Source organism: Mycobacterium sp. GA-0227b, assembly GCF_001499855.1.
Classification (GTDB): Bacteria; Actinomycetota; Actinomycetes; order Mycobacteriales; family Mycobacteriaceae; genus Mycobacterium.
Genome location: NZ_LQIK01000008.1, coordinates 22,321 through 42,545 on the forward strand (window position 1 = coordinate 22,321; position 20,225 = coordinate 42,545).

Annotated in this window: 26 protein-coding genes and 1 tRNA gene; 14 read left to right on the forward strand and 13 right to left on the reverse strand. The window is 66.2% G+C overall.

Features of this window, described 5'->3' with window-relative positions:
* Positions 1-84: 84 nt before the first annotated feature.
* Positions 85-912 carry a hypothetical protein gene (locus AU185_RS08635; RefSeq protein ID WP_156425448.1) on the reverse strand — a complete coding sequence of 276 codons (828 nt, stop codon included), beginning with the start codon at positions 910-912 and terminating at the stop codon, positions 85-87.
* On the opposite strand from AU185_RS08635, the gene AU185_RS08640 reads away from it, so the two are divergent.
* The 3 genes from AU185_RS08640 (at position 884) to AU185_RS08645 (ending at position 2,525) form a co-directional block, all read left to right on the forward strand.
* Positions 884-1,561, forward strand: coding sequence for an AAA family ATPase (locus AU185_RS08640; protein WP_059156961.1), 678 nt, complete (start codon positions 884-886; stop codon positions 1,559-1,561). The genes AU185_RS08635 and AU185_RS08640 overlap by 29 nt on opposite strands.
* Before the next feature lie 119 nt (positions 1,562-1,680).
* Complete coding sequence (locus AU185_RS25880) at positions 1,681-1,881, forward strand: RusA family crossover junction endodeoxyribonuclease (RefSeq protein ID WP_502687984.1); 201 nt, start codon at positions 1,681-1,683, stop codon at positions 1,879-1,881.
* Entirely contained in the window at positions 1,878-2,525 is a 648-nt protein-coding gene (locus AU185_RS08645) for a DUF7341 domain-containing protein (protein WP_059101200.1), read from the forward strand. Before AU185_RS25880 ends, AU185_RS08645 begins: the two co-directional genes overlap by 4 nt.
* Positions 2,526-2,540: 15 nt before the next feature.
* On the opposite strand, the gene AU185_RS08650 is transcribed toward AU185_RS08645, so the two are convergent.
* From AU185_RS08650 to AU185_RS08665, 3 genes are read right to left on the reverse strand one after another with little or no spacing between them, the layout of a single operon-like run.
* The gene (locus AU185_RS08650) at positions 2,541-2,876 is read right to left on the reverse strand and encodes a hypothetical protein (protein ID WP_059101199.1); all 336 of its coding nucleotides are present in this window, start codon (positions 2,874-2,876) and stop codon (positions 2,541-2,543) included.
* A gap of 58 nt (positions 2,877-2,934) precedes the next feature.
* Positions 2,935-3,678 carry a DUF2188 domain-containing protein gene (locus AU185_RS25560; protein ID WP_353647408.1) on the reverse strand — a complete coding sequence of 248 codons (744 nt, stop codon included), beginning with the start codon at positions 3,676-3,678 and terminating at the stop codon, positions 2,935-2,937.
* Between the two features lie 56 nt (positions 3,679-3,734).
* Positions 3,735-3,986 (reverse strand): hypothetical protein, encoded by a 252-nt coding sequence (locus tag AU185_RS08665; RefSeq protein WP_059101485.1) that lies wholly within the window; start codon positions 3,984-3,986, stop codon positions 3,735-3,737.
* 299 nt (positions 3,987-4,285) lie between these two features.
* Here AU185_RS08665 and AU185_RS25565 point away from each other — a divergent pair, with 299 nt between their 5' ends.
* The 5 genes from AU185_RS25565 (at position 4,286) to AU185_RS08690 (ending at position 7,789) form a co-directional block, all read left to right on the forward strand.
* The gene (locus AU185_RS25565; protein WP_059101198.1) at positions 4,286-4,495 is read left to right on the forward strand and encodes an HNH endonuclease signature motif containing protein; all 210 of its coding nucleotides are present in this window, start codon (positions 4,286-4,288) and stop codon (positions 4,493-4,495) included.
* 111 nt (positions 4,496-4,606) lie between these two features.
* Positions 4,607-5,884 carry a terminase TerL endonuclease subunit gene (locus AU185_RS08675; protein WP_197413455.1) on the forward strand — a complete coding sequence of 426 codons (1,278 nt, stop codon included), beginning with the start codon at positions 4,607-4,609 and terminating at the stop codon, positions 5,882-5,884.
* Between the two features lie 17 nt (positions 5,885-5,901).
* The gene (locus AU185_RS08680; protein WP_059101197.1) at positions 5,902-6,192 is read left to right on the forward strand and encodes a hypothetical protein; all 291 of its coding nucleotides are present in this window, start codon (positions 5,902-5,904) and stop codon (positions 6,190-6,192) included.
* A 30-nt stretch (positions 6,193-6,222) separates the two neighbouring features.
* A complete protein-coding gene (locus AU185_RS08685; RefSeq protein ID WP_059101196.1) occupies positions 6,223-6,540 on the forward strand; it encodes a hypothetical protein in 318 nt (105 codons plus the stop codon).
* A gap of 52 nt (positions 6,541-6,592) precedes the next feature.
* Positions 6,593-7,789, forward strand: a complete 1,197-nt coding sequence (locus tag AU185_RS08690) for a tyrosine-type recombinase/integrase (RefSeq protein ID WP_059101195.1) — start codon at positions 6,593-6,595, stop codon at positions 7,787-7,789.
* Here the strand turns inward: AU185_RS08690 and AU185_RS08695 are convergent.
* Both AU185_RS08695 and AU185_RS08700 read right to left on the reverse strand, forming a co-directional pair.
* Positions 7,786-8,325, reverse strand: a complete 540-nt coding sequence (locus AU185_RS08695) for a hypothetical protein (protein WP_156428050.1) — start codon at positions 8,323-8,325, stop codon at positions 7,786-7,788. The genes AU185_RS08690 and AU185_RS08695 overlap by 4 nt on opposite strands.
* A 183-nt stretch (positions 8,326-8,508) precedes the next feature.
* Positions 8,509-8,591, reverse strand: a tRNA-Tyr gene (locus AU185_RS08700).
* Positions 8,592-8,709: 118 nt separating this feature from the next.
* On the opposite strand from AU185_RS08700, the gene AU185_RS08705 reads away from it, so the two are divergent.
* Together AU185_RS08705 and AU185_RS08710 are read left to right on the forward strand one after the other, a co-directional pair.
* Entirely contained in the window at positions 8,710-9,201 is a 492-nt protein-coding gene (locus AU185_RS08705) for a YajQ family cyclic di-GMP-binding protein (RefSeq protein WP_059101193.1), read from the forward strand.
* Between the two features lie 59 nt (positions 9,202-9,260).
* The gene (locus AU185_RS08710; RefSeq protein WP_059101192.1) at positions 9,261-10,286 is read left to right on the forward strand and encodes an NAD(P)H-dependent glycerol-3-phosphate dehydrogenase; all 1,026 of its coding nucleotides are present in this window, start codon (positions 9,261-9,263) and stop codon (positions 10,284-10,286) included.
* A gap of 4 nt (positions 10,287-10,290) precedes the next feature.
* On the opposite strand, the gene AU185_RS08715 is transcribed toward AU185_RS08710, so the two are convergent.
* Positions 10,291-10,866: a hypothetical protein gene (locus AU185_RS08715; RefSeq protein ID WP_059101484.1), complete on the reverse strand. Its 576-nt coding sequence runs from the start codon at positions 10,864-10,866 to the stop codon at positions 10,291-10,293.
* Between the two features lie 140 nt (positions 10,867-11,006).
* Here AU185_RS08715 and AU185_RS08720 point away from each other — a divergent pair, with 140 nt between their 5' ends.
* Complete coding sequence (locus AU185_RS08720) at positions 11,007-12,179, forward strand: flavin-containing monooxygenase (protein ID WP_059101191.1); 1,173 nt, start codon at positions 11,007-11,009, stop codon at positions 12,177-12,179.
* Here AU185_RS08720 and AU185_RS08725 read toward each other — a convergent pair.
* The 3 genes from AU185_RS08725 to grcC1 all read right to left on the reverse strand — a co-directional run bounded on the left by AU185_RS08725 (position 12,147) and on the right by grcC1 (position 15,309).
* Complete coding sequence (locus AU185_RS08725) at positions 12,147-13,211, reverse strand: helix-turn-helix transcriptional regulator (RefSeq protein WP_059101190.1); 1,065 nt, start codon at positions 13,209-13,211, stop codon at positions 12,147-12,149. The two genes, AU185_RS08720 and AU185_RS08725, sit on opposite strands and share 33 nt — an antisense overlap.
* Positions 13,212-13,343: 132 nt before the next feature.
* The gene (gene htpX, locus AU185_RS08730; RefSeq protein ID WP_059101189.1) at positions 13,344-14,234 is read right to left on the reverse strand and encodes a zinc metalloprotease HtpX; all 891 of its coding nucleotides are present in this window, start codon (positions 14,232-14,234) and stop codon (positions 13,344-13,346) included.
* Between the two features lie 67 nt (positions 14,235-14,301).
* Positions 14,302-15,309, reverse strand: coding sequence for a nonaprenyl/(2E,6E)-farnesyl/geranylgeranyl diphosphat synthase (grcC1, locus tag AU185_RS08735; protein ID WP_172800284.1), 1,008 nt, complete (start codon positions 15,307-15,309; stop codon positions 14,302-14,304).
* A 21-nt stretch (positions 15,310-15,330) separates the two neighbouring features.
* Here grcC1 and menJ point away from each other — a divergent pair, with 21 nt between their 5' ends.
* The gene (gene menJ / locus AU185_RS08740) at positions 15,331-16,551 is read left to right on the forward strand and encodes a menaquinone reductase MenJ (protein ID WP_059101187.1); all 1,221 of its coding nucleotides are present in this window, start codon (positions 15,331-15,333) and stop codon (positions 16,549-16,551) included.
* Here menJ and AU185_RS08745 read toward each other — a convergent pair.
* Positions 16,548-16,760, reverse strand: a complete 213-nt coding sequence (locus AU185_RS08745; protein ID WP_059101186.1) for a hypothetical protein — start codon at positions 16,758-16,760, stop codon at positions 16,548-16,550. The genes menJ and AU185_RS08745 overlap by 4 nt on opposite strands.
* 20 nt (positions 16,761-16,780) lie before the next feature.
* Here AU185_RS08745 and AU185_RS08750 point away from each other — a divergent pair, with 20 nt between their 5' ends.
* Together AU185_RS08750 and AU185_RS08755 are read left to right on the forward strand one after the other, a co-directional pair.
* Complete coding sequence (locus AU185_RS08750; RefSeq protein ID WP_156425450.1) at positions 16,781-17,221, forward strand: GAF domain-containing protein; 441 nt, start codon at positions 16,781-16,783, stop codon at positions 17,219-17,221.
* 107 nt (positions 17,222-17,328) lie between these two features.
* Positions 17,329-17,571 (forward strand): hypothetical protein, encoded by a 243-nt coding sequence (locus AU185_RS08755; RefSeq protein WP_059101185.1) that lies wholly within the window; start codon positions 17,329-17,331, stop codon positions 17,569-17,571.
* A 12-nt stretch (positions 17,572-17,583) separates the two neighbouring features.
* On the opposite strand, the gene AU185_RS08760 is transcribed toward AU185_RS08755, so the two are convergent.
* On the reverse strand, positions 17,584-19,362 hold the full coding sequence (locus tag AU185_RS08760; protein ID WP_059101184.1) for a hydroxysqualene dehydroxylase: 1,779 nt from the start codon (positions 19,360-19,362) through the stop codon (positions 17,584-17,586).
* A 122-nt stretch (positions 19,363-19,484) separates the two neighbouring features.
* A complete protein-coding gene (locus AU185_RS08765) occupies positions 19,485-20,177 on the reverse strand; it encodes a demethylmenaquinone methyltransferase (protein ID WP_059101183.1) in 693 nt (230 codons plus the stop codon).
* Positions 20,178-20,225 lie beyond the last annotated feature (48 nt).

A 20,225-nucleotide genomic window follows, 5' to 3' on the forward strand; every position in this document is an offset into this window, starting at 1 on the left:
TTCCGCTGTGTGTCGTCGTGTGCCAGCGTGACCCGCGCGAGTTGTGACAACCGCGTGACAATTCGAGACACCGCCCACTGAGAGCTAGCGGTTCGAGATCCGAGCCCGCGCCGGGGCCGTCGAAAACGCTGCAGTGGGTGTTGAGCGGCGGCCCGTACACCGTGGTGTCACATATCCGGCAGATCCAGGAGGTGTGCCCGCCGCCGTGCCCCTGGCACACTGCGTGACCGACGAGGACCCGGCCGGCGGCCAGCAAGCCCGGGCCGATGGTGTAGCGAGCGGATTCTTCGGCGGCGATATAGGCCACGTGTTGCGGTTGGCCGTGCCACGCGCCGTCGAGGAGGCCGAGAGTGGCTTGGGCGGCGAACCAGCGCGCGGCACTGGACTTCCCGGCGCCCGGCCGGCCGGCGAACAGGCGAGGGTTCCGAGTTGGATGCGGCCGCGCCCGTTATAGGTCCAGGCCCACACGGGTACGGCTGTGTTGATCTGGTCGCCGCGCGTCCACCGGATCTCGCGGCCGGTGGCGGGCGGTGCGGCGGGGCCCAGCAGGGTTTCGGCGGCGACTTCGCAAACTTGACCGTTGGATTTCGGTTCGGGGATTCGGCGGGGCCCAACCTTCGCGGCGCTCCCCCGCCGCGCGGAGGCGAGTGTGGCGCGGATTTCGGTGTCGGGCAGGCCAGCTGAGCGGGCGGCGTTGGTGAGAGCGGCCTCGACTTGCTGGGCGTCGAGTGCGCCGGCGTCGACGAAGCTCGACAGGTTGAACGCGGCGCGGTTCAGCGTGTGGTTGCGGGTGCCTTCGGGCGCGGTTTGGACCGCGGTGATTTCGTCGCGGAGGGCCTTTTCGGCGTAGGCGGGGTTGTGGCCGCCGGCGCCGACATGCATCGTGATCGTCGACCCGCTTATGTCCACCATCACCGCCACTGCCGACATCAACAAGAACAACGAGGTCCGCGCCCAGGTGCAGCCCTGGGCGCGCATCGCCGACAACATCGGCGGCATCGTCATCGGCGTAGCGCACCTACGCAAGAACAGCGCAGGCGACGTCGTCGCCGCCGTCACCGGATCCTCCGCGCTCGGCGAGCTCGCCCGCGCCGTCTTCGGCTTCGCCAAAAACAACGAGAACGACACCCGCGTCATGAGCCAACACAAGAACTCCACCGGCTACGAAGACCTCTCGCTGACCTACCAGATCGAGTCCACCACGGTGCGCGTCGCCACCGGCGAGATCGCCGAAGTCGGCACCTTCAACATCCTCTGCGACTCCGAGATCACCGTCGAAGACATCGTGTCCGACCCCACATCGGCCAACGGCGCCAACCTCGAATGCCAACGCTGGCTCGAGGACTACCTCGCCGAACAAGGAGCCTGCGCGTCGCGCGACGTGAAGGCCGAAGCGCACAAATCGATCGGCGTCTCCGCATCCTCTGTCGACCGCGCAGCAAAGAAATTGAAGGTGGTTATCGAGTCCCATGGGTTCCCTCGGCGCACCTACTGGCGGCTGCCTGACACAGTCACGTCAGCCGATCCGACACAGCCACGTCACCAGTCACCTCATGAATAGGGCTGACGTGACTGACGTGACTGTGACGCAACTGTTCTCAGCTGCGTCAACATCAGACCAAAGCCCTCCAGTCACGTCAGTCACGTCACCCAAATGTGTACGCGCGCGACTGGACGTGACTGGACAGCAAAACCCACACCCGAAAGGCGAACGATGACGCTCGACCTCACCGACATCGAGTACTCGACGCACTCACCAACGTCGTATTCACCGACGACTCGGCGATCGTGAACCTCGTCGCTCACAAACGCCTAGCCGAGCGCAACGAGATGCCCGGCGCGCAGATCACCATCACCACCGTCCCGGGAGGTCGAGTATGACCGCGATCATCGAAAGGCCCGCCATGACACCAACCCGCCGGCCACCCAACCTCCCCAACACCGTCGGCGACCTCCGAACCGCCATCCGCGCACTTACCCACCCACAACACACCTACATCCAGCACAGCACGTACGAGGCTCCCAGCCTCTACCGGCAGATCGCGAGATCGATCCCGGGCGAACAGGGCAGCGGCGGGCATGCGAACCGGTCGATGCCCCCGCTGTGGTGCGACGCCCTCGACCTCCTAGCCGACATCGACCACCACGTCGCCACCTGGCTACCGCTACACGGCGAAACCACCGAAAGACGACTCGCATGCCTACTGCGTCTGCGCAAATGGAAGCGACACGACGTCGCGTTCCTCGAGGCCGTCGTACGCAAGCTGCGATGGTGGGAGCGGCGGATCACCGAACTCCTCGCACCCGAATCCGTGAAGCACATCTCGGCTCCCTGCCCGGCCTGCGGCGCCACCACCGCCTACCGGCGAGACTCCGGCGGCGACACGGTACGCATCCCCGCGTTGCAGCTCGTCACCGAGCGCGGCTGCACCTGCGTCGTCTGCCACACCCACTGGGCGCCCGAGTACTACCTGTTCCTCTGCGAGCTACTCCAGTTCGAGCTGCACGCAGGAGTTCTCGAGTGACGAGGGAAGACCTAATTAGTGGCTGGCTTGACGGTCGCGAAGAAATGAACTGGTGAAGGCTACAGCCTCAAGCCATTCCAACGCGGCCTTCAGCGTGAACCGTGGTTCGACAGAGTGTTGCCAGTCGTGTCCGTCAGCGGACGTCCAGTGAAACTGAAACCCGTAGAGCTGGCCGTCTCCTTCGCCGTCATCCTCGACGATCACCGCGATCGGATATCCGAAGTCGTACGCAACAACACCCGCTTCCCATGCGAGCCCGCTGACATCGTCAGCGTCTTTCGGGCATGGCGGTGTGTACACAGTCGTCTTGAATCCCGGAGATTCCTCCGGGTGCGTAACCTCGACGATCACTGGCTCGAGTACTCGGTATCCGCTCATGCCACCCCGGCCGCGTTTAGTTTCTTCACGGTCAGCCCTTCGGCGGATAGGGATCGTTGCCCGGCGGGATTGTGTCCGAATTCCGGATTCGACCGTCGCGACCGTGAACCCGCAACTCGCCACCGCCATCATTGCGGAGAATCTGACGAGCACGATCAACCGCCTGAGCTTGCGTCTCCACATGCGCACTCGCGCGAGAAGCCCCAGGCTTCTTCACATCCCAACCACCATCCGCGTTCGGAACGACCTCGCGACTATTTGCTCGACCTCGCGTCACAGTCCAACCACCTTTCCTTGCTTCCACGATGACCTTCGGAACACCGACCCGTTCCGCCGAGGCGATGGACCGAGGTGAAATCACAACCGTCCGAGGCCGGCCAGGGCGGCGCTCCCATGTCTCACCGAACCGGCGTACCGCTGCCGCATCCCAGACAGCGCCGCCACGCAAATCCGCCAACGGTGCCGGGAACGACGACAAACTCCGCAACTGATGCACTCGCTGCCGCGTAATCCCCAACTCTTCGGCGATTTCGGCCGCAGACATCAACTCGGGCATCGTCGGCGCATTCGCCCGACGTTCCCACTCGACCTCGCTCACGATCTCCGCACCGACCAGTCGGGCATGCACCACATGCCCAACCGCTGAAGCCATCTTTTCTGCCGCTTCAAACATCGGGATGTCACCAGAGGCGTACACCGTCACTTCGACGCCGCGCCCCGGAATCCGCGCCACCGAGGCATCGAGCTCATCGAGCTCGTTCTCCCAGAAATCCATTTCATCGATCACGGGATCGGCATCAAAGGTCAGCGTGATCACCCAATCCACGGTGCTCACTGTGTCTCTCCCTTCTTGCGCTGTGATCGTTGTTCCTTCTTGCTGGGCGGCGGCCACGGCAACCCTGCTTTCCGCAGCGCCACCTTCAAAGACGCCATGCGTCGGTTAGGACGGCTCGGCGTTGCCGGGTAGTAGGTGATGTACTCCCCCTCCGGGTTGTAGAAGCGGGTGTAGCCCTTCGAGTCGTCCTCGACAATCCACTTCTGCGAAGTCGCCCACTTGGCGATGTCGGCGATGTCGCTGTTCACCATTGTCCCCTTAACTCTTGCGGTCTGTCAATAATATAACAGATCACGCGACAATGTATAGGGTTTATGGCACGGGTTTCGACACGCCGCATCGCCGACTGGTTGCGACCAGGCGAAACATTCGGCACACTAGGAACCGCGCTACCAGTGTGTCCACAACACGGTGGCGCTTTTTCATGCCAACAGCACCCCCACGCGTCTGCAACCGCTGCCACAAACCAGCGCCGAAAGGCCGGCCATGCCAATGCCGGCCAGCCTTCGAAGGCAGCACGCACATCCGCGGCCACGACGACCGCCGCATGCAACGCAGCATCGCCGCATACAGAGCCAGCCATCCGCACTGCGAGCAGCCTGGCTGCGGCCGCGTCATGCACCAGGTCGACCACATCGTGCCCCTCGCCGAAGGCGGCGACCGCTACGACTGGTCCAACTACCAGAGCCTGTGCATCGACCACCACAAGCAGAAGACCGTCCGCGACGCCCAACGCGGCAAGACCAGACCGAGGTGAAACCAATGGCACGCGAACTCATCAAGACCGAAGACCCAAGCGGCAGCATCATCACCGTCGACACCCCCGACGACGACGACTGCGGCGCCGACGATAACCGACGATCCCGCCGTGCAATTCCCGACCGTGCTGGGCGTCACCGACGTTCGCGACCGGCTCGAACACACTGCCCGAACTTTGTGGATGATCTTCGACTGGAACGCGTCGAAGTGCTTCGTCAGCGCCGGAGACCCACGCACGATCTGCTTCATCGACGAGGTGCATCTGCACAAGTCGAATGACCTGATTGAGGCGATCGAGACCGGCACGGGTTCGAGAGTGCAGCCGCTGATCCTGTTCATTACGACTGCCGATCAGGGTAAGCGGCACACGCCGTACGACGAGAAGCTCACGCGCATCGAGAAGCTCGCGCGGGGAACATTGAAAGATCCGACCACGTACGGTGTGATCTTCGCGGCCGAGGCGACCGGCGATCCGTTTGTCGAGGCGACGTGGAAGAAGGCGAACCCCGGGTATGGGGTGTCGCCGACGAAGCGGTTCATGGCGACGGCGGCGCGTAAGGCCAAGGATTCGCCGGCCGAGCTCGCCAGCTTCCAACGGCTGCATCTGGGCTTGCGGACGAAGCAGGAGTTCCGGTTCCTGGACATCGGCGCGTGGGATCGCAACGCGTCGATGGTGGTGCCCGAACGGTTGAAGCGTCGGGAGTGCTTCGGCGGCTTGGACCTCGGTGCCACATCGCACCTCACCGCGCTGTGCTGGGTGTTCCCAGACGGTGATGCGTTCGATGTGCTGTTGCGCGCATGGGCGCCCGAGGAGTCGATCGAGGCGCTCGACGATCGCACTGCACGCGCCGCGTCGACGTGGGTGAAACAGAGCTGGCTGACAACAACACCGGGGAACGTCACTGACTACGACTTCATTGAGGCCCAGATCGGCCGCGACCGTGACACTTTCCTGGTTCAGGAGATCGCGTACGACCGGTGGAACGCTCAGCAGCTCGTCAACAACCTGGTGAGCGATGGCGCGCCGATGATCACGATGGGTCAGGGTTTCGCGTCGATGTCGGCTCCGACGAAGGATCTGCAGCGGCTGATCCTCACCGGCACCGAAGAACGACCCATCATCCGGCACGGCGGTAATCCGCTGCTGCGGTGGACGGTCGACAACTTCGCCGTCGCAATGGATCCGGCCGGGAATGTGAAGCCTGACAAGGCGAATGCCGGCGCAAAGGAGTCGGCGATCGCACCGATGGGGCTGTCGCCGATGCGGTACTACCAGCTGCTGAATCGGTTGCTGGCCACGGAGAAGGCGTTGTCGTATGCCGCTGTGACGGTCCATCGGTTACGACGTATTCGCAGCGGGCGGAACCGTCCGTATGCCGCCCACTAGATAGCTACGATCCGGGTATGCGACTTCTGGCAGCGGTCCCTCTGGCAGCCGCTGTGCTGGCCATGGCGCCGTCCGCCGCCGCCGAGCCGGGCGTCTGGCCCGACTGCGACCCCCATGTCCCCGAGGCGATAGCCGAATGCTCCATGCCGCCCAGCGGTGCTTGCGCCCCACCGGCCATTGATGACTACTCGGGTCTCAACGGCGGCGCGTTCGTCTGCGCAGCGTCGGGCCAGTGGGCGTGGCGGTCAATGACCTACGCCGAATGGCAGAACTGCCACCAAATCGTCCTGCAGGGGAAACCGTGCTAGTTGAGATCGTCGTTTGAAGGGGGAGCAGCTATGACGACGTTTGGGAAAGCTGGCGTCGGCGGTGCCGCGCTGGTGATGGCCGGGTGGCTTATCGCGGCACCGGCCGCGCAAGCGAATGAGTACTCGTGCGCCCACGCTGCTGCCTCGAACGGCTACGTCAACGAGAACAAATTCCTCTGGCAGGTCGAACAGGACTGCAAAGTCGCATACGGGATCGCCTATCCAGGCGGCATAAGTACTCGAGCCGAGGCCGTTGCCGCTGTAGCCGCTGCGGAGCAATATTTGCGTTCGCTCGGATACGACGCCGCGACGGTCGAACAGATGGACATCGCCGGACACGGGGTGTAATCACCCGCGCAGGCGCGGTCAACTCGTCGCCGCTCGGGTGCATGATCTATCCATGCCCGAACCACGCCGCCAGTTGCCGCCGGAGATCAAGCGCGTCGAGCTCGCGCAGCGCGCCGGCGGCCGCCCCATCATCCGCTACCAGCTCACCGTCGACGTTGGCGCCGTCGAGGGCAAACGCAAGCAGTATCGGAAGCGGTTCGCGACGGAGAAAGATGCACGCGCGGCGCTCGAGGAGATCCGCGGAGAGGTCCCCCGCGGCACCTACCTCCACCCGGCCAAGACGACGCTGGCCCAGGCATGCGAGGACTGGTTGGCGTCCAAGCACGGGTTGAAGCCGTCGACGCTGCATGGGCATCGGGTGACGCTTGAGGCTGTCACGTCGGTGCTCGGCGATATCGAGGTGCAGAAGCTGACCAAGCGCGACGTCGACGACCTTGTGGCCGCACTGCGCGCGGGCGGCGCCCAGACCAAGCGGGGCGCAGTGATGCGCGCGTGGTCGCCGCGATCGGTGAACTACATGCTCGGGCTGCTCACCGCAGTATTGCGCGACCAGGTTCGCCAAGGGCGTGTGGTGCGCAACGTCGCCGAGCTCGTGGACCGCATCCCGTCAGACCCGAAGCCGCCCAACACGCTCACCGCGGCCGAGTTGCAGAAGCTGCTCGCACACATCGCCGACGACCGCTACGGCATCGCCTGGCAGCTCGCGCTGTCGGGGCTGCGGCGCGGCGAGGTCGCCGGCCTGCGTTGGGCTGACGTCGACCTCGAGGCGCGCACGCTGACTGTCGCGCACACCAGGTTGCGGTTCGGGAAGAACCTCGTCGAGGACACACCGAAGTCGGCGGCCAGCCGCCGCACCCTGCCGCTGCCCGACCATCTCGTCGCCGCGCTGAAGGTTGCGCGGCGGATCCAGGCCGCCGACCGGCTGGCGCTCGGCGAGGCATATCAGGCCAGCGGCTACGTCGTCGTGAACGAGGCCGGGGAGCCGTTGAGTCCGCACGCGCTCACCTCGAGGTGGGCCCGCACTCTCGAAGCGGCCGGCGTCCGGCACGTCCGGTTGCACGATGCGCGGCATACGTGCGGGACGTTGATGCATCTGGAGAGCGTGCCGGTGGCGTTGATCTCGGCGTGGCTGGGGCACGCGTCGAAGGCGTTCACTCTGCAGACGTACGTGCATTCGCAGCCGGATGCGTTGGCGGTGGCGGCGCACAGTTTCGGCCGCTTCACTACCCACCAGTCGATTGGTCCCTAATCACCGAAGTCGACTGGCTCATCACGGTCGACGAGTTGCTGACCTTCTGCCTGCGCGTTTGCGCGGACCGCGGCGTCCACCCTGCGCGCCCAATTGACTATCTCGGCGGTGCTGATACCACCCACCTGGATCCCGAACGCACCGTAGACGACTCGAGTCGGCCGATCGCCCGGCCGCAGTTCGCGCAGCTGCTTCAGCGATCGGCCCTCCTCGACTTGTTCCCAGTGATCGTCGACGTCACGAAGGATCCTTATCAGCTTCTCGTCAGGAAGTTCCGGCATGTCAACACCCAGTTCCCGCAGACCAACTACGCACTTCCGCAGTTGCGCTGCGGCATGCAAGAACATGTACCGCGCCATCGTCAAACGCCACACCGATCCAACCGTTTGAACGCTTGTTGCCTTCGCATATGCGGCCGCAAGTCGTTCTCGCTCGGCAGCTGAGCCTTCCTCGTATTGGTGACGTGTCACCGCATCGAGGCGCGCCTTCAAATTCCTGTCTCGCTCGACTTGTAACTGCTGCTCGGCCTCCTCCACCGCGAACGCCCACATCACTGCGCTTGAGCGGTACTCCGGGATGCCGGGGTCATTGGTTGCGATGTTGCTACCTCGGTCACGGCGGCACAGAGTTTCGCGCGAGTTGTGACAATCCGTGACAGTTGTGGGGGTATTCGAACAGAGCCGGCCTGTCGCAGAAGCAAAAATAGGCTCTGACCAGCGTGGCAGGTGCAGGATTCGAACCTGCGTAGGCGTAAGCCGACGGATTTACAGTCCGCTCCCATTGGCCGCTCGGGCAACCTGCCTGGGTACTGCACCGCCGGGTGACCCGGCTTGGTGCGACTAGCAGGGTACAACGAGGATGGGCCCAAGACGAAAACGGCACCAGAGCATCAGCCGACCAATCAAGGAGGAACGGATCCAATGGCGGATTCATCGTTCGACGTCGTGAGCAAGGTCGACCGCCAGGAGGTGGACAACGCGCTGAATCAGGCCGCCAAGGAGCTGGCCACCCGCTACGACTTCCGCGGCACCGACACGTCCATCGAGTGGCAGGGCGAGGAGACGGTCGTCATCACCAGCCCCACCGAGGAGCGCGCCAAGGCGGCTGTCGACGTGTTCAAAGAAAAGCTCGTCCGCCGTGACATCTCGATGAAGGCGTTCGATGCCGGCGATCCGCAGGCGTCGGGCAAGACCTACAAGGTGAGCGGCCAAATCAAGCAGGGCATCACCAGTGAGCAGGCCAAGAAGATCACCAAGCTGATCCGCGACGACGGCCCCAAGGGCGTCAAGGCGCAGATCCAGGGCGACGAGATTCGCGTCAGCTCGAAGAAGCGCGACGATCTGCAGGCCGTCATCGGGCTGCTCAAGGGCGCGGACCTCGACGTCGCGCTGCAGTTCGTCAACTACCGCTAGACGCCGCCGCGTTCGCAAATACGCCCTCGCCGCCGGACGACGGTCATACCCTGATCGGCATGGCACCTGCGAAACGTGATCCCAAAGTCGTCGTCCTCGGTGGAGGCTCCTGGGGCACCACCGTGGCGTCCATCTGTGCGCGCCGCGGGCCGACGCTGCAGTGGGTGCGTTCCGCGGAGACCGCCGAGGACATCAACGACAACCACCGCAACACGAAGTATCTCGGCAACGAGGTCGAGCTTCCGCAGAGCCTGAAGGCGACGACCGACTTCACCGAGGCGGCGACGGCCGCCGACGTCATCGTCATGGGCGTGCCGTCGCACGGCTTCCGCGGCGTGCTCACCGAACTGGCCAAGGAGTTGCGGCCGTGGGTGCCGGTGGTGTCGCTGGTGAAGGGTCTGGAGCAAGGCACCAACTACCGGATGAGCCAGATCGTCGCCGAGGTGCTGCCCGGACATCCGGCCGGGATCCTGGCCGGGCCGAACATCGCGCGCGAGGTGGCCGAGGGGTACGCCGCCGCCGCGGTGCTCGCCATGCCCGACCCGCAACTAGCCGCGAATCTGGCGAACCTGTTCCGCACCAAGCGGTTTCGCACCTACACCACCGACGACGTGGTCGGCGTCGAGATGGCCGGGGCGTTGAAGAACGTCTACGCCATCGCGGTCGGCATGGGCTATTCGCTCGGCATCGGGGAGAACACGCGGGCGATGGTGATGGCCCGCGCGGTCCGCGAAATGTCCAAGCTCGGCGAGGCGACGGGTGGCCATCGCGACACGTTCGCCGGCCTGGCGGGGATGGGCGATCTGATCGTCACGTGCACCAGCCAGCGCAGCCGCAACCGCCACGTCGGCGAGCAGTTGGGGGCCGGCAAACCCATTGACGAGATCATCGCGTCGATGAACCAGGTGGCCGAGGGCGTCAAGGCCGCCAGCGTGATTATGGAATTCGCTGACCAGTACGGGATTTCGATGCCCATCGCGCGCGAGGTCGACGCGGTGGTCAATCACGGCGCCAGCGTCGAGGACGCCTACCGCGGCCTGATGGTCGAGAAACCCGGCCACGAGGTGCACGGCGCCGGCTTCTAGCGCCCTAGTTGAAGAATGGGTTCGTGCCCTCGGGCCGATCCAGCAGCGGGTCCTTGCCGCCGTTGATGATGTGGCTGCCCGCAGGCGTGAGCACGAAACCGGACTGATTGCGGCTGTCCGAACACGTCGTCACGCCGCCTTCGCTGCCGCAGCTGACGGTCTGATAGCTGATCCGCGAGCCGGCTGGAAGTGGCTTGACCTCACCGACACTCGCGAACACGTCGGCCGTCGTCGCGGAGAACTGCGGCACGCCCGGGCCGCCGCTGACGAAGTTCGCGCCGTTCGGTGCGGCCGGAATCGCGCCGCTGCAGCCATAGCCGCCGTTGCGTTGCAGCACGCACGTCAACCCGTCGGGCGTCCGAAACGCGTACCAGTGGCCGTCCATCACCGCGTACTCGGACAGCTTCACCGGCGCCAGCGAGTTGACGTTCGGCGGTGGCGGGGCCGGCGCCGGTTCCGGCGGCTGCGCCGCCGCGATACCCGGCACACCGATCAGGGCCGTCGCGGACCCCACGACACCGATCAACACCCTGTTCAGCACGGTCCACACCCTAAGGGGTGCGGCCGGGACTCGCAGCATACGGAACACATCGGCGCCGAACACCGCATCGTTACCCACCTCGATGGCATACGAGCGAAAACCCCCCATCTGCGGGGTTGTGGCAGCCGTGACTTGGGCCGACGCTGGACTGCGGGCGAGGGCTCACTCAGGGAGGGGTCATGGCAACCGACAACAGCGTGCTGGTCGTCGGCAGCGGTCCGGCCGGGTTGTCGTGCGCCGGCGAACTGCGTGCGCGCGGGGTGGACGCGACCGTCGTCGAACGCGGCACGCAGATCGGCGCCGCCTGGGCACATCGGTACGACGCCCTGCGGTTCAACACCTGCCGCCGCAATTCGGCCCTGCCCGGCGCGTCTTTCCCCCGTCATTTCGGGCAATTTCCGACCCGCGACCAGTACGTCGACTACCTGCAGACGTATGCCGCGCGACGGCAGGTTCGGGTCCAGTTGGGCATCGACGTGCGCCGGCTCGACCCGGCTCCCGGCGGTGGCTGGGACGTCGCCACCAACCGAGGCGCTCAGCGGGTCCGCCAGGTCGTGGTCGCGACCGGCATCTTCAACCGGCCCTTACTTCCGGACTGGGCAGAAGGCCATGACTTCACCGGTCGTGTGGTGCATGCCGCGCAGTATCGCAACGCCAGCGCGTTCGCGGGGCAACGTGTGCTGGTCGCCGGCGCCGGCTCTACCGGGCTCGAGATCGCCTACGAGCTGAGCCGCTCCGGTTGTCCGGAGGTGACGCTGGCCGTCCGCACCCCGCCGAACATCCTCCTGCGCGAGGTCGGTGGCTTGCCCGCCGACCTGCCGCTGCCGCTGTTTCTGCGGCTGCCCACCGGGCTCGTCGACAAAATGCTGCAAGCCATGCAACGCCGGGTGATCGGCGATCTGAGCGGCTTCGGCCTCGCCGCGCCTCGGGAGGGGCCGATCGCCGGGCTCAAGCGCCGCGGCGCCGGCACGGCGATCGTCGACCGAGAAGTGATCGACGCGATCCGGGACCGCTCGCTGCGTGTGGTGCCGGCCGTCGACCGGCTGGAACACCGTGGGGCGGTGCTCGTCGACGGTACCGAGGTGCAGGTGGACAGCATCATCGCGGCGACCGGATACCGGACCGGGCTGGACGCCATGGTCGGCCATCTCGACGTCCTCGACCAGCGCGGCATGCCGCGCGAGGGCCGCGGCGGGGAGGTCTTGCCGGGTTTGCGCTTCGTCGGTTACGTGTACCGGCCCGGCCTGACGAAGTTCGTCGGCGGGCTGGCCCGCCGGGTGGCCGACGACATCGCCGGGCAGTTGTCGGCTTCGAAGCCGCTAATGCCGGACGACGAGGTCCTGCGACAGTAGCGCGGCGAGCTCCGGGCGACTGTTCACGCCGAGCTTGGTGAAGATCGCCTTGATGTGGCCCCGCAACGTCTCGGAGGTGATCCACAGCCGAGCGGCGATGTCCCTGGTGGACATGCCGGTCAGCAACAGCTGCGTGATCTCCTTTTCGCGACGGGTCAGTTGGTGTAGGTGAACAAGTACGGGCGCGATGTCTGAACGACGGGCCTGCTCCAAAACCACTGCAGTACGGCCTGTTTCGGATCCGCCACGATCGAGACGGATGCCCCGCACCACCAGCCAGTCGCCGCTGCGGCTGCGGGTGCGCGCCATCGCGGGCTCGCCGACACCGTGCTCGGCGAGGGCACGGGCTTGGTGTGCCACCTCGTGCAGCACGATCGCGGTCTCGAGCCGCTCGTCGTCGACGGGGCCGAGCCACTCGGTGACCTGAGGAGTCATCGACTCGACGGTGCCGTCATCGGCGAGTATCAGCAACGCAGCCGGCCCTGGGCTGGTCGGGCCGGGCTGGCCTGCCAGCTGTAAGCAGGCGCGAATCGCGTTGCCCACGTGCGGGCAGAGCCTGGCCATGGCCGCGACCTCGTCGTCGGTGAAGAAGGGATCGGCGGCGCGGCGCGTCAGGCAGAAATGCCCCCACGTCGCCGCACCGGAGCTGAACACGCCCCGCATCTCGTCGCCGTATCCGTTGGGCCGGTACACCTTCGACCAGCGGGCGCTGCGGCTGAGGTCTCCGCCGGTGGCTGCGCTCAGAGATGCCGCCGGAACCTCGCGACGGGCCAGGTCGACGAACTTGTTGACGTCGTCTGTCGTGAGCTCACATTCGATCAATGCGAGATGTTGTGCGCGCGAAACGTTTTCGGCGTGCACGCCGGTGAGGAGCAGCGTGTCGGGGTCGGTGAGCAGCCATCCCGCTGCCTCATAGGCGATGTCTTTTCGCACCTCCGCGGCAACCGCCGCGAGCAGCTCGATCGGGTCGCGGCCACGCGCGCAGATGCGGGTGACTCGTTCTTCCAGCCGGCCCAGCCGGCACCCTGGCATCGCGGCCCACCACCCTTTCCGTGCGTTCGACGCAGCGCGTCCTTGACCGGTCCGCTTTCCGTTCTACTCCGCTCGTGCGATTTCGGTGCCCAAAGGTGCGCTGAGCGCAACTGGCGACACCGAAGTCGTGTGTCAGTAGTAGCCCGGGCCTTCCCGATGTCCAGGGCCCGCCATCGCCTCCAGTCGCGCGATCCGGTCGGTGATCGGCGGGTGCGTGGAGAACAACTTGCCGATGCGCTCGCCCGCGCGGAACGGGTTGGCGATCATCAGGTGCGCCTGATCGGCCAGCTTGGGGTCCGGCGGCAGCGGCGCCTGCTCGACGCCGACGCTGATCTTGCGCAGCGCGCTGGCCAACGCCAACGGATCGCCCGTCAACTCCGCGCCCGACTGATCGGCCTGGTACTCGCGCGACCGCGACACGGCCAGCCGGATCACCGTCGCCGCGATCGGTCCCAACAGCGAAACCAGAAGGATTGCAAAGGGATTCGTGCCGCCCTCGCGGTTCCCGCCGAACATGCTGGCGAAGAACGCCAGGTTGGCCAGCGCGGTGATCACCGACGCCATCGCGCCCGCCACGCAGGAAATCAGGATGTCGCGGTTGTACACATGGCTCAGCTCGTGGCCGAGCACGGCGCGCAGCTCGCGCTCGTTGAGCAGCTGCAGGATCCCCGTCGTACAGCACACTGCGGCGTTGCGCGGGTTGCGGCCCGTCGCAAACGCGTTCGGCGCGGCGGTGTCGCTGATGTAGAGCCGCGGCATCGGCTGTCGGGCAGTGGTGGCCAATTCGCGCACGATGCGGTACATCACCGGCGCCTGCATCTCGTTGACCGGCTGGGCGTGCATCGCCCGCAGCGCCAGCTTGTCACTGTTGAAGTAGACGTACACGTTCATGCCGACGGCGAACAGCACGGCCAGGAACATGATGTTGCGGCCGAACATCGCACCGACGCCGACGATCAGGCCAGAGAACAGCACCAACAGTGCGAACGTCTTGGCCGTGTTGCCGTGCGGATGCCAGGTCATCAGGGCGCCCTCCTACGAACGTGTCCGCTGATCCAACGCTCAGCCGGGCTGCGCGAGTTCCGCCCCGTCAGCCGTGCCGGTTCACGGTGTAGTCGACCAGCAGCGCAAGGGCGTGCCGGCCCGGACTCTCGGGCAGGTTGGCGAGCTCCTCGCGGGCCTGCACGGCATACTGCGCGACGGTTCGCTTGGCCTTCACCATCCCGGGCGAGCGGCGCAGCAGCTGCAGCGCCTCGGCGACGTCGTCGTCGTCCTGCACCGGCCCGGCCAGCAGCTCTCGCAACCGGTCGCCGTCGGGGCCCGCCTCGCGCAACGCGTAGAGCACCGGCAGGGTGTGCACGCCCTCGCGCAGATCTGTGCCGGGCACCTTGCCGGATTCGTCCGGATCGCTGTCGATGTCGATGATGTCGTCGGAGATCTGGAATGCGGTGCCGACGATGCCGCCGAGGCGGCTCAACCGTTCGATCTGCTCCTCGTCGGCGCCGGAGAACGTCGCACCGAACCGGCCGGACGCCGCGATCAGGCATGCGGTCTTCTCGTAGACGACCTTGAGGTAGTGCTCGACGGAGTCGACGTGCTCAGCGGCGCCGCGGGTCTCGCGCATCTGGCCGGTCACCAACTGGGCGAAGGTGTCGGCGATGATGCGCACCGCCTCGGGCCCGAGCCGGCTGACGAGGCGTGACGCCGTGGCGAACAGATAGTCGCCCGCCAGGATCGCGATGTTGTTGCCCCAGCGGGCGTTGGCGCTGTCGGCGCCGCGGCGGACCTCGGCCTCGTCCATCACGTCGTCGTGGTACAGCGTCGCCAGATGTACCAGCTCGATGACCGCGCCGGCGACGGTGACCTGCCACGCGTCGGGCTCGGGGCCCAGCTGGGCCGACAGCACGGTGAACAGCGGACGGAACCGCTTGCCACCCGCCTGGAACAGGTGCTGGACCGCGTCGGCCATCAGCTCGTCGGCTTTGCCCAGCTCAGTGGCCATCAGGTCCTCGATGCGGGCCACGCCGTCCCGGACATCCTGCGCAAAGGCGGGATCCCCGAAGTCGACCCCCGCCACCACGGTCGCTGGTGTCCTCACCCTGCCAACATACTGGGAACTATGGATACGCGAGCGGACGTGGTTGTCGTGGGGGCCGGCCCCGCCGGTTCTGCTGCCGCGGCATGGGCGTGTCGGGCCGGCCGCGATGTGCTCGTCATCGACTCCGCGCAGTTTCCGCGCGACAAGGCCTGCGGCGACGGGCTCACCCCGCGCGCGGTGCTGGAGATGCAGCGGCTGGGCCTGGGTTCGTGGCTGGCCGGGCGGGTACAGCACCGGGGCTTGCGGATGTCGGGGTTCGGCGCCGACGTCGAAGTCGAGTGGCCGGGTCCGTCGTTCCCGGCGACGTCGAGCGCCGTGCCGCGGACCGAACTCGACGACCGGATCCGCATGGTGGCCTCCGACGACGGTGCGAAAATGATGCTCGGCGTGAAAGCCGTTGATGTGCGCCATGATTCGTCTGGCCGCGCGGAGGCGGTGGTGCTCGACTCGGGCGCCGAGATCGGCTGCGGCGAGCTGATCGTCGCCGACGGCGCACGTTCGACGCTGGGGCGCGTGTTGGGCCGCGAGTGGCATCAGGAGACGGTCTACGGCGTGGCGGTCCGCGGGTACATCGCCACGCCGCGGGCAAGCGAGCCGTGGATCACGTCGCACCTGGAACTGCGCTCGCCGGAGGGCAAGGTGCTGCCCGGGTACGGCTGGATCTTCCCGCTCGGCAACGGCGAGGTGAACATCGGCGTCGGGGCGCTCGCCACCGCGAAGCGCCCGGCCGACGCGGCGCTGCGGCCGCTGATGTCGTACTACACGAAGCTGCGCCGCGAAGAGTGGGGCTTCGACGGGGAACCGCGCGCCGGGCTCTCGGCGCTGCTGCCGATGGGCGGAGCGGTGTCGGGCGTCGCCGGGCCGAACTGGATGCTGATCGGCGACGCCGCCGCATGCGTCAACCCGTTGAACGGCGAGGGCATCGACTACGGGCTCGAGACCGGCCGGCTGGCGGCCGAACTGCTGGGCACCGGCGATCTGACCGCGGCGTGGCCGGCGGTGCTCTCGGCCCACTACGCACGGGGGTTCTCCGTGGCGCGCAGGTTGGCCCTGTTGCTGACGTTTCCGCGGTTCCTGCCGTCGACGGGACCTCTCGCCATGCGGTCAGCGGCGCTGATGACCATCGCGGTCCGGGTGATGGGCAATTTCGTCACCGACGAGGACGAGGACTGGACCGCCCGGGTGTGGCGCGGCGCCGGTCTGCTGTCGCGGCGCATCGACGACCGCGCGCCGTTCAGTTAGTTGTCAGGTTCCTTGCGAGAAGTGGTGGAGGCCGTGAGACCCAAAGCGATGAGCACGTCGGCGGCGGTGATGAACAGACCGAACCAGTACGCCCACCTCACCGTGGGGTCCGGCTGCGATGCGAAGTACATGATCAAGAAGATCGGCCCGACGACGCCGAAGACGAACATCATCGCCTGAAACATCAGGTAACGCTTGAACGTCTCCATCGCGGGGCAGAATATCCCGGGTGGCTCAGGTGTACCGGGCTCCGATGCGGACCCGCCGCGACGACATCGATCCGCAGGGGGCGATCGACCGCGCCCTCGCAATGGGTCTCGTCGGATTCGGCGACGCGGGGTTCGGTGACCGGTTGGCTCGTCGAATCGCCCGGGTCGCGGACATCCACGACGGGTCGTTCGTCTGGACCCGCGACGCGGACGGGCTGTTCTGGCTGGGCCGCATCGACGGCCCGTATCGTCGCGACGACCACGCGGATGCCGTCGCCGTGGACCTCGTACACGTGCGGCCGTGCCGCTGGCTTGTCGAACCGGTAGGCGAATCCGGCGTTCCCGCAGCCGTTCTCGCGACGTTCGGCCGAGGCGGACGCAACTTCCAGCAGACCCACAGTCCGGACGTCGGCCCGCAGACGGAACGCATCTGGCACAGCCGCGTCGGGCGAAAGTTGTAGAGCTCGACTAAATGTAAGTCAAGCTAGCGGAGCTGTTCACCGACAAGTCTCGGGATTACCCTGGCACACAGAGGCGTTCAAACTAGGCATCGGCGGAAGGAACCTCGATGCTCGGTCTGACAGTTCGATACATACTTTCCGCGATCGCCGTCGCGGCAGCGGCTTTGGGCTTCGCGGCCACCGCACCTGCCACGCCGCAGGGGCCGTGTGCGGACGTGCCTTTTGTCGGTGTGTGTACGCCGTGGCGCGAGGCACCACGCGGTGCGTCCGCGAATTCGCGGTTCGATCCGACACTGCCGATCGTCAAGAGCGACCCAGGCAATCCGCAACAGCCCGCCGACTTCGGCTAGCAGGTAGGTTCCTCATCGGCTGGGCCAGCGCGTGTCGACGATGTCGAGAAAATGCGGCAGGCCAGCGCGGTAGCGGGCGCGATCGGCGTTCTTGAACGGCACCCACCACGGCGCCTGGAACAACTCGACGATCTTCACCATGTCGCCGTTGTAACCCGAGGCCTGCAGCACGCCGTTGGCGGCATAGCGGCCGCCCTCGTTGGCACCTTCCATGGTGGTGACGTTCTGGTCGGTCTTGATCCACTCGCCGGCGAGAAAGAGATTGTCGATGCCGGTGACCGCGGTAGGACGACGGTTCCATGACCCGGGGTCCTGGATGAACAGCGGTTCGTCGTTGCGCACATCGGGCGTACCCGAGTCGATGATCGCGGGGTCGAGGAACCAGGAGTGCACCATGTCGTCGTCGACGACCTTGTCGGTGTCGTTGAGATGGGCCTTGATCTGTGCCCAGGCCTCCTTGGCGATCTCTTGTGGGGTGCAGTCGCGGGCGCTTCTGCGGTTGAAGTTGCCCGGTGTGCTCCAGTCCGAAATGATCGCCGAGAGACACTCTTTGACCGTGCCGTCGCCGTACGTCGTCAGGCTCTTCTTCCAGAACTGCTCTTCGCTGATCGACGTGATCGCCCAGCCGGAGTCGACGTAGTTGACGTGTCCCTTCGTCACGTCGACGCGCTCCTTGAGGTAGAACATCAGCCCGTTCATCCACTCGGTGCGCAGCAGCGCGATGTTGGCCAGTTGCGGGTCGGCCTCGAGTAGGTCCGGCGTCAGCACCGCGGCCAGTTTCTCGCATGGGATTGCCGAGACGTACCAGTCGGCGGTGACCTGTTGCGGTACCCCGCTGTCGCTGACCACGGTCGCCGCCTGAATGTGCTTGCCGTCGGCGGTGAGCCGCGCGAGTGCCTGGCCGATGCGGAACGTCACGCCCTGCTCGCGTAGGTACTCCACCCAGGGGTCGAGCCACTGCGAGCTCGTCGGGCCGTTGAGCACCCGGTCGAATCCCTTGTTGTCGGAGTCGTTTCCGAACAACAGGATCGACCAGACCGATGCCTCACCGACCAAACCGATCGAATGTGCGCTGGCGTCTTTGGATTTCGATGCCGCGAGGTTGCGAATGATGCCGTCGGCGAGATAGCGGTTGTATTCGGCGGACTTCTTGTTCGCGCCGATGTAGTCCTCCCACGTCATGTGCTCCCACTGGCCGAGTTTGCGTTCGGTGCTGCTGGTGACGTAGACGGCGAGTTTCTGTGCGGCGTAGATGGCTTCCCATGGCGGCAACCGGAACAGCGTTTCGAAGACGGTGGCCACCGAGTCGATGAACGCCTTCGGCGTGATCGGATTCGGGATCATGGGCAATGGGAACGGCAGCGGGATCGTCAGATCGTGACGCCCGAGCCCGGAATGCAGATACGACGTCGCCCGGGTCAGGTTGTCCCAGGCGCCATTGGCGTTGCCAGGAAACGGAACCCGACGCATCGTGTCGGTGACGTTGCGATAGAAGCCGGGGAAGAACCGGAAACCGTGCTCGGCGGGCAGCGGTGTCGAGCCGGAGTTCGGCACCGGAATGGACCTGGCCTTACCGCCGAGCGCCTTGCGCTCATACACCGTGACGCTGTAGCCGCGCTCGACGAGTTCGTGTGCGGCAGTCAGTCCCGCGATCCCGGCGCCGAAGACCGCGACCGACTTGCCGGGCGCCGCGCGGGCGGTCGGCGGTATCGCCATCAGAGCCGCCGCGGTGGCCGTGCCCATCACGAACGTCCGGCGCGACAACCGTCGCGATTCGCCGCCACCCGACATCCCGCCACCGCCTTGTTCGCGGACCCCGTCGAAGCAATAAGTTAACGGCGATTCTCACGACTGCGTTGTACGACACGCCGGGTGACACCGGTTTCAGCGGGACGAAGTTGTCGGTTGAGTCGTCAGTTCAGCGGCTTGGTGGCCGCGTGCAACGCGACGATGCCGCCGGTCAGGTTGCGCCAGCGCACCCCCGACCAGCCGGCACCGGAGATCTGACGCGCCAGCTGCGCCTGGTCGGGCCAGGCACGAATCGACTCGGCGAGGTAGACGTAGGCCTCCGGATTCGACGACACCGCCCGGGCGATCCGCGGCAGCGCCTGCATGAGGTACTCCTTGTACGCCGTCGCGAACACGCGGTTCGTCGGCGTGGAGAACTCGCACACCACCAGCCGGCCGCCGGGGCGGGTGACACGCGCCATCTCGCGAAGACCCGCGGTGTGGTCGACGACGTTGCGCAGCCCGAAACTGATCGTCACCGCGTCGAAAACGCCGTCCGCGAACGGCAGTCGCGTCGCGTCGCCTGCCACCTTCGGCACGTCGCGGGCGCTCCCTGCGGACAGCATGCCGACGGAGAAGTCCGCCGCCACGCACCACGCGCCTGAGGCGGCCAATTCGACCGTCGACACCGCGGTCCCTGCCGCGAGGTCGAGCACCTTGTCCCCCGGCCCGATGCGCAGCGCCTCGCGCGTCGCCCGCCGCCAGAACCGGTCCTGGCCCAGCGACATCACGGTATTGGTCAGGTCGTAGCGCCGGGCCACCGCGTCGAACATCGACGCCACATCGTGTGGGTCCTTCGCCAAGGTTGCGCGGCTCATGCCGTTTACCGTAGCCGTGGCTGTTCCCTCTCCGCGAGCGACCGCGTT

What these genes read in the sequence shown, in the direction of transcription:
- AU185_RS08765 (WP_059101183.1), bottom strand. Translation starts at nt 20,177, where the DNA reads ATGAGCCGCGCAACCTTGGCGAAGGACCCACACGATGTGGCGTCGATG.
- AU185_RS08720 (WP_059101191.1), top strand. Translation starts at nt 11,007, where the DNA reads ATGGCAACCGACAACAGCGTGCTGGTCGTCGGCAGCGGTCCGGCCGGG.
- AU185_RS08690 (WP_059101195.1), top strand. Translation starts at nt 6,593, where the DNA reads ATGCCCGAACCACGCCGCCAGTTGCCGCCGGAGATCAAGCGCGTCGAG.
- AU185_RS08685 (WP_059101196.1), top strand. Translation starts at nt 6,223, where the DNA reads ATGACGACGTTTGGGAAAGCTGGCGTCGGCGGTGCCGCGCTGGTGATG.
- AU185_RS08710 (WP_059101192.1), top strand. Translation starts at nt 9,261, where the DNA reads ATGGCACCTGCGAAACGTGATCCCAAAGTCGTCGTCCTCGGTGGAGGC.
- menJ (WP_059101187.1), top strand. Translation starts at nt 15,331, where the DNA reads ATGGATACGCGAGCGGACGTGGTTGTCGTGGGGGCCGGCCCCGCCGGT.
- AU185_RS08760 (WP_059101184.1), bottom strand. Translation starts at nt 19,362, where the DNA reads ATGTCGGGTGGCGGCGAATCGCGACGGTTGTCGCGCCGGACGTTCGTG.
- AU185_RS08645 (WP_059101200.1), top strand. Translation starts at nt 1,878, where the DNA reads ATGACCGCGATCATCGAAAGGCCCGCCATGACACCAACCCGCCGGCCA.
- AU185_RS08745 (WP_059101186.1), bottom strand. Translation starts at nt 16,760, where the DNA reads ATGGAGACGTTCAAGCGTTACCTGATGTTTCAGGCGATGATGTTCGTC.
- htpX (WP_059101189.1), bottom strand. Translation starts at nt 14,234, where the DNA reads ATGACCTGGCATCCGCACGGCAACACGGCCAAGACGTTCGCACTGTTG.
- AU185_RS08705 (WP_059101193.1), top strand. Translation starts at nt 8,710, where the DNA reads ATGGCGGATTCATCGTTCGACGTCGTGAGCAAGGTCGACCGCCAGGAG.
- AU185_RS25565 (WP_059101198.1), top strand. Translation starts at nt 4,286, where the DNA reads ATGCAACGCAGCATCGCCGCATACAGAGCCAGCCATCCGCACTGCGAG.
- AU185_RS08635 (WP_156425448.1), bottom strand. Translation starts at nt 912, where the DNA reads ATGGTGGACATAAGCGGGTCGACGATCACGATGCATGTCGGCGCCGGC.
- AU185_RS08725 (WP_059101190.1), bottom strand. Translation starts at nt 13,211, where the DNA reads ATGCCAGGGTGCCGGCTGGGCCGGCTGGAAGAACGAGTCACCCGCATC.
- AU185_RS08755 (WP_059101185.1), top strand. Translation starts at nt 17,329, where the DNA reads ATGCTCGGTCTGACAGTTCGATACATACTTTCCGCGATCGCCGTCGCG.
- AU185_RS08715 (WP_059101484.1), bottom strand. Translation starts at nt 10,866, where the DNA reads ATGCTGCGAGTCCCGGCCGCACCCCTTAGGGTGTGGACCGTGCTGAAC.
- AU185_RS08680 (WP_059101197.1), top strand. Translation starts at nt 5,902, where the DNA reads ATGCGACTTCTGGCAGCGGTCCCTCTGGCAGCCGCTGTGCTGGCCATG.
- AU185_RS25560 (WP_353647408.1), bottom strand. Translation starts at nt 3,678, where the DNA reads ATGGATTTCTGGGAGAACGAGCTCGATGAGCTCGATGCCTCGGTGGCG.